Below are 19,382 nucleotides of genomic sequence, written 5' to 3'. Positions count from 1 at the left end.
GTATCTTTTTCTTTTCACGAACTAAACAGTAATTCAATTATGGGCAAGGGCATGAGAGAAATGGGGGTGGAATGATGTCGAGTGAACAGAAATGGTATATATTGGATGCCTATAATGATTTTGATATGGAAAAGGACGTTCGATACCGATTATTTAGAAGGTGGGACAGTACAAAGCCTAAAGTTGGAGTGATCATGTTTAATCCAAAACAAGTAAATCCCAACCCGTTTGTACTTGGTCAAACATTGGGGAAAATAACCAAGTTGCTCGTTGACCAACACCAACATGGTTCGATTGAAGTGGTAAACTTATTTGCAAAGACAAGCGACTCAAAGAAATTATTCCCAAGGGAATATAAGAAGTTTGATAGCGAAAATTTCGAATATATCCAGAAAGTTGTTGAGGAATCCGAGAAGGTTGTACTATTTTGGGGTAATGGTGGATCTGTGGTTAGTAAGAATCCAAGGTTTATTGAACTTCTAAAAAAACACAATCATAAATTGTGGTGCTTCGGTATTACAAACAAGTCCCAGCCTAAATATGTACGCACTCTTGGTGATAGTAATGAGTTGATAAGTTGTAAGGTAGACAATAATGGCAACATATGTGTGATTTAGTCTCGATAAATTGAAAGGAACGTCTAATATGCATAGTAATGAGGAAAAAATTACATGGGTATATGGCTTGGATTTGGTCGGATACGGAAGTGACAAAGGTGCATTGGTCAAATCTCAACGAATTGATCAGGATTGCGACAGTAATGTTGGAAAGAAAGAAATAAAAATAATATCCAATATAATGCCATATTTTCCTAATCAGGATAATAATCAACCTGTAGAGGTACTTGAGAAAAATGATATAAGGTTTATTTTAAAAAATAAACTTTATCCACTTGTTATTGATGCCCCAATCGAGCCATTAATTGTCCCGCCTGTAGAAGAAAAAAATTGGCGAAGGTTTTGGGAGTACATTTCACGAGATGTTGATAAATTTTTTAATGGCGCCCCACCAGGTCGCTTAGAGACTCTGTCAAAAAGAGCAGAAGGAATTCGTAGTGGGATGAAGTGCTTAATGAAAAACGGTAAGGATCCATTAAATAAAAGATTGTTTGAAACGTATCCTGCCGCAACTATCCTTCAACTTTATAGGGAAGGCAATCAGAATGATTTGAATGGAAAAGGTGACATGAGGCAATACAAGGAAACTTTGGCACAATGGGATATGAAAGAAGGGGCATGGATAACACATTCTCTTTCTGGTAAAACGGAAAAATCTGATCGATTTGCTAAACTATTAGAGGATTTTTCGATTGTCGCTGAAACCGATAAGACAATTATTACTGATGATGAATTTGATGCATTATTAAGTACGTTAGTTCTTTTGTCTAGTGATGAGAGGGTAATATTCTCAAGTGAAAATGTAAATAACCCTGTTTATATCGCTATGAAAGATGATAGTATGTTTTCTTATAGAAAAGGTAGAGTTAATGAAATGGTGTCAATTGCAACTGGTTACAGAATACTCACGAAAAAGTTTTGGGACAAAATAGTCATATCTCGACAATCGGAGAGTGTTCTACCTAATGACGTTAAGAATTTCATAACAAAAAAGGAACTCATCAATATAATCAAGAGTATGGAAAAATCCAAAAGAACTTTAGAAGATGAATCAATATTATCTAAAATTGAAAGAAAGGTATCCTCCTTTACAAAAAAAGAAAAAGATCGAGTAGAGGAATTGCTCAGTAATTTAAATATCTGAATGGTGGAGAAGGTGAGTAAGTTACCTTTTTCTTTAATCCTTATTCCTACTATGTAACGAAAAAATAAACCCGTGCCACATTAAATAAACTCGTAGCAAAATCGAAATAAAGTTGCTCAAAAGAGCTGAAAAAAGGTGTGAGAAAAAAGGAGAAATCCCGATTCCTTGCACCTTTTTCTTGTTTTGATACCATACCTTTTTCCTGGTTTAAAAAGCTGATGAAAAGTGAAAAAACCTTATTATAACAAGGATTGAAAAGAAAGAGAGGAGGGTTCTACGAACCCCAAAAGCATGAAAAAAGGCAGAAAAAAAGCCTGTACCTGTGCCCCCAATCCCTTTCCTTTGTAGCACGACTTTATTTATAAAAGAATAAAGTTGTGGCAGAAAAAATGGAGAAAAAAATCGGGAAAATGAGCGATTCGTGAACGACTTTATTTCAAATGGGATAAATTAGGTGGCATAGGAATGCGGGTTGAAGGGGGATTGGGTAGCACGACTTTATTAATTCGGAACATGTGTTGTAACCAAAAAATAAACCTGTGCCACATAAAATAAACTCGTAGCAAAATTGAAATAAAGTTGTGCAAAAGAGCGGAAAAAAGGTGTGAGAAAAAAGGAGAAATCCTGATTCCTTGCACCTTTTTCCTGCTTTTCTAGCATAACTTTTTCTTGTTAGGAATAGGTAAAAAGGGGACAAAAGTGGAGGTACGTATTTTTTATTTTTTTAGAAAAATCGTTATCATAATTTGTATGAGGATGAAGTAAAAGTAAGGACGGGAAGGAAAAATAACATAATTGCTCGTGTAAGTGGAGAGTCATATAGGATAGTTCTATATTTGAATAAATCTTAGTGGAGTTGAATCCGTTGACAGACCAAATTCGAGTGTTGTTATCGACAGAAGGCACATATCCTTTTCATCAAGGTGGAGTCAGTACGTGGTGTGAAAATTTGATCAACAAGCTGGATGTGGTGGATTTTTTTATTTACAGCATCATAGCCAACCCTTTTGTGACACAAAAATTTCAACTACCGAAGAATGCGAGTCTGCAAACAGTGCCTTTGTGGGGAATGGAGGAGCCAAAAGAACATCTTGCTGTCCCGTTTTCTGAAATCTATCTTTCAAAAGAAAATACGACTACACTAACTGTTCAAGAGCACTTTATCCCTCTTTTTATTCGATTGATAGAAGAAGTTATCAGTGAAGTGAAAAAACCTCAACAATTTGCTCACGTGTTACTCGATCTTTATCATTACTTCCAAAAGTTTGACTACCAGGTAAGTTTTAAATCGGAGCTCACCTGGAATGTGTATAAAGATTTTATTCTTAAAGCTTCATCTAATAAAACATTCCGATTGAGCCAACCGGATGTGTACGGTTTAATTCAAAGTTTAGGCTGGTTGTACAGATTTCTGAGCATCGTCAATGCACCCATACCAGAGACCCATGTGACACATTCTACTGCGGCTGCTTTTTGTGGCATCCCATGTGTGTTGGCAAAGTTGAAAAATAATACACCATTCTTGCTTACTGAGCACGGCATATATCTTCGCGAACAATACATTTCCCTGTCAAAGCGTGGGTATTCTTCTTTTTTGACTACGTTCTTGATCCGGTTCATTCAATCGATCTCTACTTTAAATTACACATATGCGGATCAAGTGTCACCGGTCTGTCAATATAATACCCGGTGGGAAACAAGATTCGGGGTTCCAATCGATCGAATTCATGTCATCCAGAACGGTGTCGATCAACATGTGTTTACGGATACGCCTTCTTCGCCGAATGTTATTCCTACAGTGGTCATGACAGCTCGCATTGACCCGGTAAAAGATATTCTGACGTTTTTGCGGGCGGCTGCCATCGTCCGAGATCGTTTCCCAAATGTAAAATTCGTCTTGTACGGGTCTGTATCGGTTTCAGAGTATTTTGAAGAATGTAAGGAGTTGCGCGAAAAACTACGATTACATGACTCTTTTATCTTTGCTGGACATACAAGTAATATAGTAGCTGCATATCAAAGTGGAGATATCATTGCCTTGACCAGCATTTCAGAAGCTTTTCCGTACTCTGTTGTCGAAGCGATGATGGTTGGGAAGCCAGTGGTTGCAACCGATGTAGGCGGTGTGAAAGAAGCACTAGGGAACACAGGCCTTCTGGTAGATCCCATTGACCCGGAAGCATTCGCTGAGGCAATTTTAAAATTGTTAAACAATTCTTTGCTTCGAAGTGAACTGGGTAGAGAAGCCAGAGAGCGCGCGCTTAACTTTTTTACACTAGATAAAGTATTGGATTTGTATTTGAAAAGTTACATTCGCTTAGCGTCTCATGCGAAAGAAAACGTTTTGATCTTCCGAAAGGATACGAAGCTTGAAAATCAAAAGCTTTTGCTGGAAAAAGGGTATGCCCTTATGTCTTGTGGTCTGTATCAGGAAGCAATCTCTCATTTTCGCACTGCATTAAAAGAAAAGGTGGAGTCCCCTTACACGCCTGTTCTATTGACCGAAATATCCGAAGCCTACAATCGTTTGGGTGAATACGACTTAGCCTTTCAAGAACTTGAAAAATACTCAGCGTTGGTATAACTGCTGGAAGATATGGACCGCGAGACTGCCTGAAAAGAATTTCTGATAGGGGGTTTTTATGGATAAGATTACCAAGTTGGCATTGTGGGGATATTCCTCGAATTCCGTCAAACAATTGATCCAATCTCTGCAGCTCGAACACGAGAAACGGTATCAGCAGCTACAAGAACGTCTGGAAGAACTTGCGCATACGAACAAAAAACTTCGTGCTGAGATAATAAATTTGCAACAGGAGCTTCAAGAAACGTCCGACATGGATCAGCATGTATCGACGCTGCTACAAGCTCACATTGAACAGACAAAAGCAGTTTTTGAGATGCACGAAGAGTTGAAAATTTTTGAGCAAAAAGACGAAGAAATACTGAAGATCAATCAGTTGCACCAGAAAGCAGTTGTGAGTCAGGCGCTTGAAAAACTCGGCAATCTTGAGTCTTTGATTCAGAGAAGAATAAGGGAGGGAGAACATGGATGATCGTTTGCGCCTTAGACGTTCTCTGTTCGGGTTAAGTCCAAAAAAGGTATCGGCGTATATTCTCAAATTGAAACATCTGCAAGAACAGCAATTGTTAGAACTGCAGTCTAAAGTGGAAGCACAGGTTGCAGAACAAGAGTGCTTGCAGGCGGAATGGGAGGAACTTTCACACAAGAAACCAACTATCTCCTCTTATCAATTGTTTCAGGACTTAGTTTTGAAGCGTACACAAGATGCAATTCAAGCACTACAGCGTCATACGCAACAAGAACTTTTCGATTTGCAACAACAAATGGAACAAAAAAGAGCGAAGCACGAACAAATGATTCATCGCATTGAGAAACAAGCCGATTATTACGGGCAGGTTTTGGAATCGCAACTGCAGGAGTTTGGATCTACAATACAAAAATTCCACTCGTCCTCGCTGAACTTGCTAGAAAGTGATGACCCATCACTGTCTGACTTAGCAGCATCACAACATGAGGATCGTCCTTCCCTTTTTGAGGTTAGCGAAGAAGAAAAAGTAACAATCACTCAGCTTAAAACAGTCTCGACTTCAGAACAACAGGAAGGGCCCTCTGAATTTTGGGGAAGTATTCAGCCGTATGAAACCATTGATTTAGTGGAACCAGAATTATCCTCTGCCCCCGCGAATGTGAGCAATTTGTCCTCAGATTTAGAAACCTTTGATTTCTTTGAGCCAAAGAACCCCCAATCAGAACTGAAGCCACAAGACAAGAGAACAGAAAGTAATGAGGATTCGAAGGAAAGTGCGGCATTATCATCTGAGATTATGTCAATTCGCAACCGATACATTGTCGGTAAATTGGCAGGCAAAGATTTATTTGCGCAAGATGGTCGTCTAATTATTGCAGAAAAAGAGGCGATTACATTGGAAATTATAAGGCTAGCGGAACAAGAAGGAAAACTTCCTGATCTGATCGTGAACATGAGAATTCCTAGTGTAACGGAAGATAAATAGCCATGCGAAACGCTACATTTTCCATTACGCAAAACAATTCAGACCGCAAAAAATTGTTAAACCAGTTGCTTGATGATCTTCTGAAACGCAGCATTCATCCACAAGATCGATATGAAATTGCTGTGTTATTGGAGACGATGGGATGGAACGACAAACGCGTGTATGAAGCATTTCGTCTTGAAGGGGTATTTGAGCTTGCCGAGGAAATTTGGGAACTGTTGCAGCAGAAAATTGTTTTTACATCCTTTTCTAAGCCTCAGGAGAAAAGTAAATGGGTGCTTCTTTATGAGATGTTGAGAAGTTTTTTACGTGGTCTACTTTTTGCTTTACCTATGGCGATCTCTGTTTTTTCCATGCTTTCACTTAAATTTTCCCTTTGGTCATATGAGAATTTGTCAGTTGATCTCGCTACATGTATTGCAATCGCTACGATTCTTAGCTTTTTACTTGTTGGGGGATTTACACAAGCGATCGCCCGTCGGGGATTCTTCTATTTACAACAAGGATATTACAATATGGGACGGCGGATCACGTTCTATTTTATTCGCTTGGGATATATTCTCTGTGCTTTAACCATTGTGGTGGTTTGTCTTATCAATATCATCTTCAATTTATTGCCGTACCATTTGTTTCTGATTTTTTTGCTTTATTTCGTGTTCTTAACTTTGATCTGGTTGTCGGTAACTGTGATGTATATCCTGCGTAAAGAATTCATTTTTTCCGGATTAATCCTTTTGGGAATCTTTATCGTTTTTGTCTTGTTTGTTCTGTTGAAGATCGATATCCTGTTTTCTCAATTGATCGCCATTGCATTTGTGGCGCTTCTCGGGATGGTGTTATCTCTCTATTTTTTCAAAAGAGAAGAGAAGAGAGAAGAAAAAGGCATTGTTCCTAAGCTACCTCGTCTGGCAGTCATTACCTACTTAGTCATGCCTTACTTTATTTACGGTTTTTTATACTTCTTTTTTCTTTATGTAGACCGAGTGATGGCCTGGTCGGCAAACAGCGAGTTTATGCCCTTTTTCATCTGGTTTCGTGGAGATTATGAATTAGGGCTCGATTTTGCATTACTCGCACTGATGCTGCCGCTTGGCGTGAGCGAGGTTGTTGTAAATAAAATGATGCAAGATTTGGAAGACAGCCAAAAAGGGTATTCGGGATTTGAGATCGAGCGACTTTGTCGACATTTTTTAAAACTCTACCACAAGTGGTTTTTAGTTACAGCAGTCGCTTCAGTAGTGAGTTGCCTTCTCGTTTTTATTACCTTGCTCCTTGCTAATGACAGCTATTACGCGTTTGCAGGTAAGGATTTGCTATTTGGTCATACGACATATTTTGTCTTCATTTGTGCTTTGATTGCATACTTGATCCTTGCGATGGCGCTTATGAATGCGGTGATCCTGTTCTCATTGTCCCAACCAAAGCTGGTCAATCGTGCTATTTTGCCAGCCATAGTAGTCAACGCGGTCGTTGGCTTTCTCTTGAGCCGTTGGTTTGAGTACAGCTATGGGGTGTTCGGATTGCTAGCTGGGACGATCGTGTTTGCCATTCTTTCGTATCGCCAGATCAATCACGTACTTCGTCATCTGGACGAATATTTATTCGCAGCTTTATGAGGAGGTTTGAAGGTGTACGCTTCGATACTGAATCAATTGTACGAAATGGCCCATTTCACCTTCTCATTTCTCCTTTTGATGGTGATCGTGCCGCGTTTTCTCTTTGCTAGATCAAAGATAGAGGATACAGGTGCGTGCTTGTTTGCCCGCTTTTTACGAGGAGTCTTCGTATACATCGTCATTGGATATGTGCTAGTCCTGTTGAAGTTGTTTGAAGTATTAGCAATTGTAGCGGTCCTTTTGTTGCTTGGATTTCGTCACTATCTTCGTAGAAATGCGGCCACCGTAAGAACGCGCGCGATGACTGCTGTGGGGCTCTTATTTTACGAGACATTAGACATTCGCTTTCGCATTCGTCAATTCTGGCTTCGCTGGCGTGCAGGCTTCGTATCAGGCATGAGGGCTTTTCTGTTTGGAAAGCAGTTTCGACAGGCGATACTGCCTGGACTCTTGCTGCTAGCAGTCCTTGCTGGCTCCGCGTACGTACGTTTTTATGACGCATGGGAACATGCAGCTCCGGCGATGTCGGACGGATACGTAACACTCGCGTGGATGAAGTACATTGAAAGTAGGGTATTGTTCCATGATGGGATCTACCCACAAGGCTTTCATATTATTCTCGCTTACCTGCATAAGTTTGCTGCCATTGATCAAGTGTATGTTTTAAAGTATATGGGATCTTTTAGCGGTGTTTTGATTACACTGGGTCTTTATTTTGCTGTTTCACGTTGGGTCAATAACCATTTTGCAGGTATTGCTGCCGCGGCTTTGTATGGCCTCACGGGTGAGGCGTTACACGGTTATGATTGGATTCGTCAAGCATCTACCAACTCACAAGAATTTGCCATGATCTTTGTCTTTCCGACACTGTATTTCCTTGCACGCTATATGAAAGAAGGAGATCGTGCGGATCTGTGGACGGCTGCAGCAGGATGCGCTGTAACTGGATTGGTACACTCACTTATATTTGGCTACATAGGAATGGGGCTTGGGATACTGATTGTGCTTGGGCTGGTAACTGGGTTTCGATTATTAGGTAAACGTGTCTGGAATCTCTGTTTGGCCGGAGCAGCTTCCGTTGTGATAGCAATTATTCCGTACTTGCTAGGAAAAATTCTTGGCAGAGAGGTTCACGGGTCTTCAGAAGATTTTTTGACAAGAACAGTTCAAGTGCCTCCGCCTGAGTTGCACCTATTAGACTATACGGCATTAGCGGCATTGGTTGTTTTCTTACTTACGGTACTGTTCACTCGTAAGCTTCGTTACGAAAAAGTGATGGATTGGTTTGCTATAGGGATCGGAACGTCTACTTTCTTGCTTTACGAATTCGGGGGGGCGGTCACGCATAGTTTGCTGCTCGCGACACGTTCAAGTAGTTTATGGGCACTTGCTATTCCTTTTTCTATAGGTATTGGCTTACACGCAGTCTGGAGGCTTTTTGATCGCATGAAAGGCCATAATATCCTTCAAGCAAGTACCTGTTCTATTCTCATTTTCGCCCTTGTTAAACAGACCCATTTGATGCCGATCATTCCATATAAAATGGAATGGGACACAAGCGCCGAGCAGTATTTGCGGATCGCTGAGTCATACCGTCCTAAGACTTGGTTGATCGTTTCACAGAATGAAGGATATGCATTGGCATTAGGAAACGGCTATCATATGTACCTGCACGATTTACTTGATCAGTACGACCCTTCTCGCTCAATATTGACGAGAAAAGGAGAAAATAAGCCTGATGCAGGTATTGCGAACGATATTTTCATCTACAACGAAAAGAAGGTATTTGAGTTATCCAAGAGCCACGCTATTTATCCGCTACTCGCTGAAAAATATAAACAGCGAAAGAAAGACAATGAAGAATTGAGGCAATGGATTACAACGTACCAAGCTTCACATGATAACCTCCAGATCTTCTATGAAGATGAGAACTTACGTATTTATCATCTGCATAAAGAAGAATATCCTGGAAAGAAACAGGAGCAAGTTTGGGGCAAGTCTTAATCAAGTTCATGTAGAGGTGTGATGTGTATGATGTCTTCTGTCTTAATAACGGATGGTCTACTGCGCAAATCTTTGGCTCTGACCCGATCGCTAGGGTCGAAAGGCATCGCGACGTATACAGCAGACCGAACCAGATTCACACCTTCTGCCTTTTCAAAATATTGCACCCGTGCCTTGGTGTATCCGGATCCCTCAAGAAACCCACAAGCGTTTTTGGAATGGCTCATACAGACCTTGCAGTTCAGACGCTATGAATTGCTGATTCCAAGTGATGATATCGTCATGCAAATCGTCATTGAACATCGGGAGAAAATTGAGGCCCTCACAACTTGTTTATTACCTCCGAACAAGAGCTATGAACAAGCAGCAGATAAATATACGACGACTCTTCTTGCAATGAAGGCAGGGATCCCCTGTCCACAAACGCTATGTCCGAAAGATATGGAAGAAGTGAAGTGCTTAGCGGAGAAACTCTCGTATCCGGTTGTCATCAAACCACGGAAGAGTTCGGGTTCCCGTGGGATTCGAATCGTTAAGCATCGAGAAGAGTTAGTGAGTCTATATCAACAGATTGCGATGCAATATACGCGCCCGATGATTCAGGAATTCATTCCACTCGGTGAACGTTATGACGTCTGTTTGCTTTATAACCGGAACGGGGAACTTCGAGGATCATTCGTACAAAAAGAAGTCAGGCATTTCCCGGTGGACATAGGTCCAAGCACGGTTCAAAAGAGCGTTTGGATGCCAGAGCTTGTAGAGCAAGCAAAGACGCTCATGCAAAATCTGCCCTGGTGCGGGGTCGTGGAGATCGAGTTCATGCAAGACCCGCGTGACGGGATTCCAAAGTTGATGGAAATCAATCCGAGATACTGGAACTCACTCGAGATGGCGATACAGTCTGGTGTGGATTTTCCCTATATGATGTACCAGGCGGCAATAAAAGGAGACGCCAAAGAAGTCCATCACTATACGATAGGAAAGTTTTGTTGCAACCTTCTGCCGGGTGAAATTCTTCACTTTTTGTCTGCCGGAAACAGACGCTCGATGAATCCCCCCTTTTTCTCGTTCGGGAACCCATCACTTAGAGACGATATTTTATCATGGGACGATCCGATGCCAGTATTCGGGTTTATGACAGGGGCTTTCAGACTCTTATTCGATCGTAAAATCTGGAACATGATGTTTAAACGTTAGGGGGGAGAAAAGAGAATGAAAAATGCTTTGACTGTGGATGTTGAGGATTGGTATATGACAAGTGATTTTCATTTTGATGTCTCGACATGGGATACATTCGAAGATCGTGTCGTTCAGAATACGATGCAGCTCCTTGAACTGTTTTCTTACTATCAGGTAAAAGGAACGTTCTTTATACTCGGATGCGTTGCTGAGAAGCATCCCACTCTGGTGGAAGAGATTGCAAGGAGAGGTCATGAAATTGGCTCGCATGGTGGATGGCATCAGATGGTTAATTCGATGTCCATTGAGCAGTTTCACGAGGACCTTCTTTATTCGAAGCATATCCTGGAGGGCATCACCGGGCAAAATGTACAATTGTATCGTGCACCCTCCTGGTCCATTACCCCGGAACGCTATGAGGTACTGAGGATTCTAGCCAATGAAGGGTTTGTTTGTGATTCCAGCCTACAGCCGTTTCGAACGCCATTGTCCGGTATTAAAGGTGCACCGCATACCCCATTCATCCCTGTATTGAATGGAGAGGCGCTTAGCCTGCTTGAATTTCCACCCGTGGTCTTAAAAAAGGGGGGAGTCACGTTTCCTTTTTGCGGTGGGTTCTACCTCCGTGCCTTACCCACTTCATTTTTGACCTGGGCGCTGCGGCAAGTGAATCGTACCCGTCTTGGCATGATTTATGTTCACCCCTGGGAGGTCGATACAGAGCAGCCACGATTGAAAACGTCACCGCTCATTCGGTTTGTCCATTATTACAATCTGGGTACCACCCGCCGGAAGCTGGAGCGTTTGTTGCAAGAATTTAGCTTTACGACGCTAGGTGAGCTCATTGCCAGCCAAACATTCTCGCCCATCGCGCTTACCTCATCAGGGCGAGGGGGCTAGAATGGTTCGTATCCGTGAATGGTTCAGCAAACTCATTTCTTTCGGAGGAATGGGGACAAATGGTGTTGCTTTGATTAATTTGTTGTTAGCCATCGTCGCGTTTGGCAAGGATCTTATGCAAGCGACCTATTTTGGAACTTCTCCGTCAGCCGATGCACTTACCTTGGCCTTTTTCATACCGGACACGGTTGGTAATAATCTGCTGGCGTCTGCGATCGGTGTTGCTTGTGTACCAATGTTTTGCAAGTTGCTGGTACAACGAGAGACAAAGCGACTTCAACTGCTCTTTATCCGGGTAACTGTATACACGTTCCTCTTTTCGGGTGGATGTTTCCTTTTGTTTTATTTATTTCAAAACCCATTACTGCATTGGCTAGGCCAGGGTTTTACACCTGAAGTGTATAGTCAATGTAAACATCTTTTGATGATCTTATTGCCTACGATGGTGTTATTTCCGCTTTGGATGATCGGAAGTGCCGCGCTGCAAGCAAAAGGAATGTATGTGAGATCTGCCTTTACACCTGTGGTGTTTAACAGCATCTACTTAGGAGCCATTGCCTGTTTGTTTGTTCAACATGTCTCCCCGGATCGAGGAGCAATAGTTGTGGCAGTCGGGATTTTCATCGGCGTTTGCAGTATGGTCATGCTCGTCTGGTTGGGACTGCACAGAAAAGGTGACGATCAAGTTCGTTGGTATCGATACGATAAAAACATATGGCAGTTAGCATTTTGCATACAAGATGACTTTATACGTGTGTTGCGAACGTTTGTCCCGTATTTGATGATTTTGCTTAGCACACAATTGGTTCTTGCTGTCGAACGAAATATCGCATCGAAGATGGAAAGCGGGACGATTGCCGGACTCAATTATGCCTTCCGTTTGGCGCAATTCCCCAACTGGGTGTTTGTAGCGGCTCTTACTACGGTTCTTCTTCCTTCGATTTCAAAAGCGGTGGGTGAGAACAATCTTAAGCTTGCGAGTGCTGCGATGAACAGCGCAGTAAAAATGACCTTAATCATCACTGTCCCTGTGACCGTGATCTTTTTCTTAGGAAGAATTCCTTTAATCTCATTGTTGTTTCAACATGGTTCGTTTGATCAGCATTCCGTTCAAATTACATCAAACATTTTGGCGGGTTACTCGCTTGCAATCGTCTCGCAAGCGTTGTCTGCTGTGGGGATGCGGTATTTCATGGCTGTGGAACGAATGATAGCTCCAACCATAATCAGTTTCATTGCATTGCTCGTCAATGTCGTTTGTGATCAACTGCTTACTTTTCACATAGGAGCAGCAGGCCTGGGGTATGGAGCTGCATGTGGAGCTCTTGTCAACGCGTCTGGGATAATGCTGTTTGCCTATCGTGACCTTCGAAAATATATGAAAGTAGGTGCTGAGTATGAACCGCTTCCTAATCGTCATTCCTTCTTTTAACGAAGAGCAGAACATCGGCAAAGTTTTGCAGGGATTACTGGCTATGAAGTTAAAGGCTGACATTTTAGTCGTCGATGACGGTTCAAGGGATCGTACAGCGATGGCTGCTAGTACCTATCCCGTAAAAGTAATCTCTCATCCTTACAACTTAGGGTACGGTGCAGCCTTGCAAACCGGATACAAATATGCAACGGCGAAAGGATATGAATTTATATTACAATTCGACGCTGATGATCAACATAATCCAGAAGATTTAAAGCCTATCATGCAGGAATTAGAACGAAGAGATGTTGACATCGTTATGGGGTCACGTTATCTAGAAGGAGGCTCAACGTTCAAAATTGGACCGATAAAAAAGTTTGGCGTTTGCTTTTTTCACTGGCTGATCAAAACTTTGACTGGCGTAAAAATTAGCGATCCTACGTCAGGTCTTCGAGGCATCTCCCAATCGGTTTTTCACTATTATTCGGTAAGCGACCGTTTTCCGGCAGATTTTCCTGATGCAGATATCCTTATCCAAATGATTCTACTTGAATATCGAATTCGAGAGATTCCTGCCCATATGAGGATGCGAGAAGTGGGCGTTAGCATGCATGCAGGAATTAAGCCCCTGTTATACATCATGAAGGTCTCGCTCAGTATTATGACTGTCCTTATTCAATTCAAACTGACGAAAAAGGTGTCGTATCATGAATAACGTGCTCAAATTGTTTCTAGTAGGATGCGGTTGTTCGTTTTTGTTAGCGGTCTTCTATTTGCTTTTGAAGAAAAAGATTAGTGAATGGAACGTGATTACGTGGTTGTCAGGTGCGGTGGCTATATTGATCGTATCTGCCAATCCCGAACTGGTTGACTGGCTAGCTAGTAGGCTCGGGGTTAGCTATCCTCCATCGCTGTTGTTTTTGTTTTCGACTTTAATTTTATTGTTGGTGGTCTTATATCAATCGATCCAGATCTCAGTTTTACAAAACAAGCTTAAGCAAATTGCCCAGCATATAGCAATCCAGCAGCATTTGGACACTAAACCTCATCTTGCTGAAATTCCAGTAGCAAAAAACGAGGAACATTAACGTAAGAAAGGAGGTCACAAAAGATGTTGTCTCATTTAGATACTTTGGTTCAACCCTATTTAGCAGTGTTTTTGCTTGGAGCCGGTGCTCTCATCGTCTTGTTTCTGGTACTGTTTATGAGTCAAATGCGTGCGAAAAAAAGGCATGTTGAACAGTTAGAACATGTAACCCGGCTTTTACGTCATGTGAAAACATCTACAGAGCTAGAGAGCAATTTAAATATCATACTGGAGATCTACAGCACCATTGTGGATGCACATGGCTACTCGTTTTATATATTGGATAACAAGCAAAATAAGTACTTACTCAAGGCGGTGCGCCAACGTCACGGTGACAAGGATCAAGTAGCCCCTTCCTATAGTGGGCTCGCTTCCTATGAAAAAGAGGTATACCAGCCTCCGCTCAGCCTTTCACCCAATGCTACTAGACAGGGCATTGATTTGATCAAAGAGGGGGAAGTGCCGTTACTCTTGATTCCTATTCGTGGTGAAAGGGGATTGATTCGTATTGGTCCTATCTCACGTCTACCTAAGGCGATTCGATCTAAGCTAGAATTTGTTACTGATTTGCTTCCACAGATGCTTGAAAGTTTGATTGAGACTGACGTTCTGAAGATGAAAACCGACGTTGTGGTTACAAGTGAGCATGCGCTACGCTCAATCAGTTCCATGGCATTAGATTCGGAGTCAATTATCCAAAAGACATTGGGGATGTTCGCCAGTGCCTTAGGGATTCCGGATTGTTTCCTCTTGATTCAGCAAACGGGGGGCTTTCAAGTACCGGCATTGATTGGCTGGTCCTTTGAGATGCAGCAGACGATCATCCACGACAAAGAGCTGTGTTCCCAATTGTGGATGGCGCTCGATAATCGTGAGGCGGCTGTCATTCATAAAGGGGACACTCCTCATTCAAAACTCGCTTTACTACTGCAGGATCGAAGTGCGAAAATGCTCTTAATTAGCAAGTTCATCGAAGGCGGGAGAGAAGGACTCATTGTTTGCCGCGTTCATGATCAAGATGGGTCAGGGTTGTCAGACGAGCAAATGATGATATCGCTCCGTACGTTGTCCAAGCAAATAGCTAAATTACTACAGACCCAAAACAATATCAAACCAATGACCACCTCGTATGTAGAACTGCTAAAATTGCTATCTCGTACAATTGACAACTTAAGTCCTTATACAGTTGGCTACTCTGAACTCATGAGTCGCTATTCGATTGTCATTGCACAAGAGATGGGCCTTTCTCCTCGCGAGAAGCAAGACATCTCACTCGCTGCATACCTTAGTAATATTGGTGTGCTTGGCTTATCGGAAGAAATCTATCTGAAGGAAGGGAAATTCTCGGAGATCGAATACGAGAAGATGAAGCTTCACGCGGAAGTTGGGGCGGATATCATCGAGATGCTAATCGGCAACAAAACTGTCGCAAGCTACATTCGTTATCACCACGAACGAATGGATGGCAATGGCTACCCAGCAGGCCTGAGAGGTCAGCAGATTCCACTCGGCGCTCGCATTATAGCAGTTGTCCAGGTCTTTTTGGCGAAGATGAACAGCCGGAAATATCGTACAGCACTGCCTTTTGATAAAGCGTTAGAACTGCTAAAATCCTCGACAGGCTCGCAACTAGACCCAGCGGTTGTAGATGCGTTCGACCGTTGGTTACAAAGAAAGCGGAACAGTTTGCGTAATGTAAATCATTCGCTTGGTCCCTGCTGGGAAATGTGTTGCACCCCTTCCGAGATTTGCGCAACGTGCCCTGCATTTCAGCAAACGGAAAAAAATTGTTGGGAAGTCAATCAAAACAATTGTCAAGCACATGGCAAGTCGTGCGAAACGTGCTTTGTCTACACGGAGGCAATCTCTAGAAGATAACCCTCAATCTAACAACGATTCATCCATTAGGTCTCGATGCGTAACACGCACGAGACCTAAAAATTTTGAGTGGATCAATATGGCTAAAGCGTATTGTATCCGTCAGGACGTACCAGATGAACAAAACTTCTTTCCTTTGCGGCTTGCGTATGAACGTGTTCTTGAATGGAAGAGACCGTGAAGATTTTCAGCCCTTTTTTTTGATACTTCTTGATGAGCTGCAGCTTTTTTTTGAACCATTCATCCTGATTAGCTAACTCACTACGCCAATCCTCCCAAAGAAAGCCGTCCAGAAAGTGCTTCGTTCCTTGTAACAAAGCAAATCCGCGATTTTGAATTAAGGATAAATGAGGGTGAATAGTACCGATCTTGGCAAGTAGGTTAAGATACGCCTGATTCATCTCTTGCTGTATCGAACCTTTCCGGATGTATTCTTCTATATCGCCTATTGTATCTAGGAAAATGCCATCCATATTCTTTTGAATGATTTGGGTTTTCATTTCTTGTAGCAGAAGTCCTTGATAATGAATCTTACGTAGATCCATCAAATAGGAGTTCCACGCTGGAAAATGCATTTTCTCTCCTTCTATCATTAAAAAATCCGAACCATCCAATAGATCGAATCGATCACGATTCCATGTGGGAGTCTCCATAATGCTCAGATACCCAAACACCAACGTCCCCGAAGCACGAATCTGTTGTACGAAATGAAAGTCGATATTTCTTGGTTCGATGATTACCAGATCAACAGTTTTCAGTACATTTAGGGCTTGAGCATCTACATGCCCATAATAAATTTGAAAGCTTTTCACTTGCGATAAAGGATTGGTTTTTTTGTGTTTTATAAATGGATGAGAGAAGTGGTGGAACAACTTTTTCATCATTATCCTTCCTTACATTTTGAATGATAAAGAACAAACTGAATACTCAGAAGGTGTAAAATCCATAATTTTATTGTATGGTTCCTTAGTGATTTTATATTCGTATAGAATTCTATTTACAGAAGATCATCCCTTTTCTTACAGGTATTTTCGCGTTTATTGCGACGAATCTTGGCTTCACGATTTCTGAGTTTATGCTGTTGGTTGGATATCATAACTAGGTCAAAATAATTGCGAAAAAGTATAAATATTCACTCATAGCTAGTCTTATATAACTGCATATTTCGCTGTATAATATATACAATAAAATAATAATTATGAAATAGATCATAGTAAAGGCTTGTTGTAAAGGCTTGTGTGGCTAAGGAAAAGAGGGGGAGACTACCATGAAAGTAGTGAATGTAATGGAAGAGCTCGTCTTACAAACATTAGAGGAGCAATGGGGCCATATAGAGATGCCCTGTAAGTGCGACATTTGTAAAAGAGATGTATATGCCTTAACGCTCAACTCTCTCCCGCCGCGATACGCATCCAAAGAGTTAGGACTTGCCTTCATCAAGGCAGAATTCTTCAACAAACAATCCCTTACAAACATTTTGTGCGAAATTACACGTGCCACCACATTAGTAGCTAAACATCCCTCCCCGCATAATATACCGCGGGGTTCCTAAGAAATGAAGGTTTTCGATTCTAAAATTCCTTACTTGTAATAAAAAAGTAGAAGCGAGAAAGAGGTGTGATCTCGCTTCCTGAGAATTAAAAGTCCAACACAATAGAACACACAAGCAAAAAGTGAAAGAGATCATAAAAAGAGCCGATAAAAGCTGACTGAAATTATGTAATGCAATGTTTGCATGATATTACACCTATTTCCACTTTGTATTTTGTGCTAATATATTCCTATTGAAAAAGGGAAACTGGCTAGAAAGGTAATGATGCAAAGCTAAAAGGGCTTCTACTTTTAGTTATGCCTACCAGTCACCAGGGGGAGAAAGTTATGAGAAGTGAGGGATGGGGTCTTGGAAGAGCGGTAGGAGAATTTTTTCTATTGCTAGAGAAGTACCCGGATAAGTCGGAACACTTAGTTATTTTCAGGAATTTTCTAAAGTTATTTTTACGAAGCAAAACGTCTAACGGAGTGCTTGCAACAGTAGAAGTCATGACTGTTCTTAAGCATGAGAGGCCAGTTGTTTTCTCTATGCTCAAAAAGCAAGCCAACATGGATAGTGTATTGAATCTTCTTATCCAACTTGAGATGGACATTGAAGAAGCGAGAAAAAGGCTGCATGATATCGTAAATCAGGCGGGTGTTTTAAAAGTAGGACAAGAGTCACTTTCAGGAGAGTAGGTTATAAATACAGCAAAAAAGCCGCCTATACAGGGGGCTTTTTTGCTGTAACCAGTTCGAACAGTTGATTATAAAAATGAATGTGCCATGAAAAGTACAGCAAAGCCTAATCCGAGCCCCCAATGCCATTTTCGATCCATTTTTTTATATCGAAAAATTCCAGAGATAGCTAACGGAAGAAGGAGTAAAAGAGAGAGTAAACCTGTACTGTTTGTAAAGTCGAATGTAAATCCGTATAACAGAGCTCCAATCGCGTGAATCAGCACGATCCCCGTAGCTATAATCGCTAAGGGAACATGCAGTTGACGGGCAATTCGTGAAAGCGAAATAACAAGTTGTTTGATTTGCCCAACGCCATCTACATATCGTTTCCGAAGAATAAACATAAGGACAAAATGAGCTAATACGACGAAAAATCCGATTCGGGCATACGATCCAAATTCCTTAAAAAAGTGTGTGAAAGGTCGTGTATGAAAAGAGCCTGAAAAAGAATGAAACGTATACCAGACTCCTAATACTAGAAAGATAAGGGTAATACCGAGTGTCCAGAAAACGCGCGTTCTTTCTTTGCGATTTTGTATGATAGGTTGCTTCGATTGCGACATTGCTTCTAGTTCCTCCTTATTTCACTTATATCCCATCGGTGTGTTGTAAAATAGACTATACCATTCCTCAATGAAAAATTCCTGAAAATACATCGTACTAAAAATAACCCCCTCTGGATTGAGATCCAAAGAGGGAGGTATCAGAAGTATATACGGGCCGTAGTAGCCAAAGTGAAAAGGAGATTTTCTGTTTATACTAATCATTGGTGAGTGCTTTATTAATGGCAGCAAGAACTCTTTCTTTATCCAAAGGCTTCACAACAAAATCGACTGCTCCCGCTTTTAGGGCCTTAATTACCATATGCTCCTGGCCCATTGCGGAACAAATTACAATTTTCGCCTTGCTATCATGCTTTTTGATTTGTTTGATCGTTTCGATGCCATCCATTTCAGGCATCGTAATATCCATTGTTACAATATCCGGACAAGTTTCTATATATTTTGCTAACGCTTCTTTTCCATTTTGAGCTTCGGCTACGACCTCGAAGTTATTTTCGGTTAAATATCCTTTTACAATGGACCGAATGAAAAGCGCATCATCCACGACTAATATTTTGTACATTTCGTCTCCTTTCTATATTTAGTTTTTTTAAATAATTATGAATTCCAAGATATAAAAATAATACTGTTTACAAATTTTTTTTGATGAATGTAGTAAATACTGAATTTTG

At 41.4% G+C, this 19,382-nt stretch carries 18 protein-coding genes; 15 read left to right on the top strand and 3 right to left on the bottom strand.

The window, feature by feature from the left end; all coding sequences use genetic code 11:
* Positions 1–71: 71 nt before the first annotated feature.
* The 13 genes from CB4_RS19540 to CB4_RS19480 all read left to right on the top strand — a co-directional run bounded on the left by CB4_RS19540 (position 72) and on the right by CB4_RS19480 (position 15,877).
* On the top strand, positions 72–617 hold the full coding sequence (locus tag CB4_RS19540; RefSeq protein WP_096467372.1) for a DUF1643 domain-containing protein: 546 nt from the start codon (positions 72–74) through the stop codon (positions 615–617).
* 28 nt (positions 618–645) lie between these two features.
* The gene (locus CB4_RS19535; RefSeq protein ID WP_096467371.1) at positions 646–1,761 is read left to right on the top strand and encodes a hypothetical protein; all 1,116 of its coding nucleotides are present in this window, start codon (positions 646–648) and stop codon (positions 1,759–1,761) included.
* An 865-nt stretch (positions 1,762–2,626) separates the two neighbouring features.
* A complete protein-coding gene (pelF, locus tag CB4_RS19530; RefSeq protein WP_146226593.1) occupies positions 2,627–4,345 on the top strand; it encodes a GT4 family glycosyltransferase PelF in 1,719 nt (572 codons plus the stop codon).
* Between the two features lie 58 nt (positions 4,346–4,403).
* Entirely contained in the window at positions 4,404–4,817 is a 414-nt protein-coding gene (locus tag CB4_RS19525; RefSeq protein ID WP_096467369.1) for a hypothetical protein, read from the top strand.
* A complete protein-coding gene (locus CB4_RS19520) occupies positions 4,810–5,799 on the top strand; it encodes a hypothetical protein (protein ID WP_096467368.1) in 990 nt (329 codons plus the stop codon). Before CB4_RS19525 ends, CB4_RS19520 begins: the two co-directional genes overlap by 8 nt.
* A gap of 53 nt (positions 5,800–5,852) precedes the next feature.
* Positions 5,853–7,415, top strand: a complete 1,563-nt coding sequence (locus CB4_RS19515; RefSeq protein WP_231956081.1) for a hypothetical protein — start codon at positions 5,853–5,855, stop codon at positions 7,413–7,415.
* A 12-nt stretch (positions 7,416–7,427) separates the two neighbouring features.
* Positions 7,428–9,419, top strand: a complete 1,992-nt coding sequence (locus tag CB4_RS19510) for a hypothetical protein (protein ID WP_096467366.1) — start codon at positions 7,428–7,430, stop codon at positions 9,417–9,419.
* Between the two features lie 213 nt (positions 9,420–9,632).
* On the top strand, positions 9,633–10,616 hold the full coding sequence (locus tag CB4_RS19505) for a carboxylate--amine ligase (RefSeq protein ID WP_231956080.1): 984 nt from the start codon (positions 9,633–9,635) through the stop codon (positions 10,614–10,616).
* 15 nt (positions 10,617–10,631) lie between these two features.
* Complete coding sequence (locus CB4_RS19500; protein ID WP_096467364.1) at positions 10,632–11,498, top strand: DUF3473 domain-containing protein; 867 nt, start codon at positions 10,632–10,634, stop codon at positions 11,496–11,498.
* A gap of 1 nt (position 11,499) precedes the next feature.
* On the top strand, positions 11,500–12,930 hold the full coding sequence (gene murJ / locus CB4_RS19495; protein ID WP_096467363.1) for a murein biosynthesis integral membrane protein MurJ: 1,431 nt from the start codon (positions 11,500–11,502) through the stop codon (positions 12,928–12,930).
* On the top strand, positions 12,896–13,627 hold the full coding sequence (locus CB4_RS19490; protein ID WP_096467362.1) for a glycosyltransferase family 2 protein: 732 nt from the start codon (positions 12,896–12,898) through the stop codon (positions 13,625–13,627). Before murJ ends, CB4_RS19490 begins: the two co-directional genes overlap by 35 nt.
* A gap of 64 nt (positions 13,628–13,691) precedes the next feature.
* Positions 13,692–14,000: a DUF2304 domain-containing protein gene (locus CB4_RS19485; protein WP_231956079.1), complete on the top strand. Its 309-nt coding sequence runs from the start codon at positions 13,692–13,694 to the stop codon at positions 13,998–14,000.
* Positions 14,001–14,116: 116 nt separating this feature from the next.
* Positions 14,117–15,877, top strand: coding sequence for an HD-GYP domain-containing protein (locus tag CB4_RS19480; protein ID WP_181419265.1), 1,761 nt, complete (start codon positions 14,117–14,119; stop codon positions 15,875–15,877).
* A gap of 83 nt (positions 15,878–15,960) precedes the next feature.
* Here CB4_RS19480 and CB4_RS19475 read toward each other — a convergent pair whose 3' ends face one another.
* Entirely contained in the window at positions 15,961–16,761 is an 801-nt protein-coding gene (locus CB4_RS19475) for a glycoside hydrolase family 191 protein (protein WP_096467359.1), read from the bottom strand.
* Between the two features lie 383 nt (positions 16,762–17,144).
* Between CB4_RS19475 and CB4_RS19470 the strand changes: the two genes are divergently transcribed.
* Together CB4_RS19470 and CB4_RS19465 are read left to right on the top strand one after the other, a co-directional pair.
* On the top strand, positions 17,145–17,429 hold the full coding sequence (locus CB4_RS19470) for a late competence development ComFB family protein (RefSeq protein WP_096467358.1): 285 nt from the start codon (positions 17,145–17,147) through the stop codon (positions 17,427–17,429).
* 326 nt (positions 17,430–17,755) lie between these two features.
* The gene (locus CB4_RS19465; RefSeq protein ID WP_096467357.1) at positions 17,756–18,106 is read left to right on the top strand and encodes a hypothetical protein; all 351 of its coding nucleotides are present in this window, start codon (positions 17,756–17,758) and stop codon (positions 18,104–18,106) included.
* A gap of 68 nt (positions 18,107–18,174) precedes the next feature.
* Here CB4_RS19465 and CB4_RS21770 read toward each other — a convergent pair whose 3' ends face one another.
* Both CB4_RS21770 and CB4_RS19455 read right to left on the bottom strand, forming a co-directional pair.
* Positions 18,175–18,492 (bottom strand): hypothetical protein, encoded by a 318-nt coding sequence (locus tag CB4_RS21770; RefSeq protein ID WP_231956078.1) that lies wholly within the window; start codon positions 18,490–18,492, stop codon positions 18,175–18,177.
* A gap of 415 nt (positions 18,493–18,907) precedes the next feature.
* Positions 18,908–19,273: a response regulator gene (locus CB4_RS19455; RefSeq protein ID WP_096467355.1), complete on the bottom strand. Its 366-nt coding sequence runs from the start codon at positions 19,271–19,273 to the stop codon at positions 18,908–18,910.
* Positions 19,274–19,382: the final 109 nt, after the last annotated feature.

The sequence above is a fragment of the Aneurinibacillus soli genome (genome assembly GCF_002355375.1).
Lineage (GTDB): Bacteria > Bacillota > Bacilli > Aneurinibacillales > Aneurinibacillaceae > Aneurinibacillus > Aneurinibacillus soli.
The sequence above is the reverse complement of the archived record's forward strand: the minus strand, read 5'-3'. Positions and strand labels throughout refer to the sequence as shown.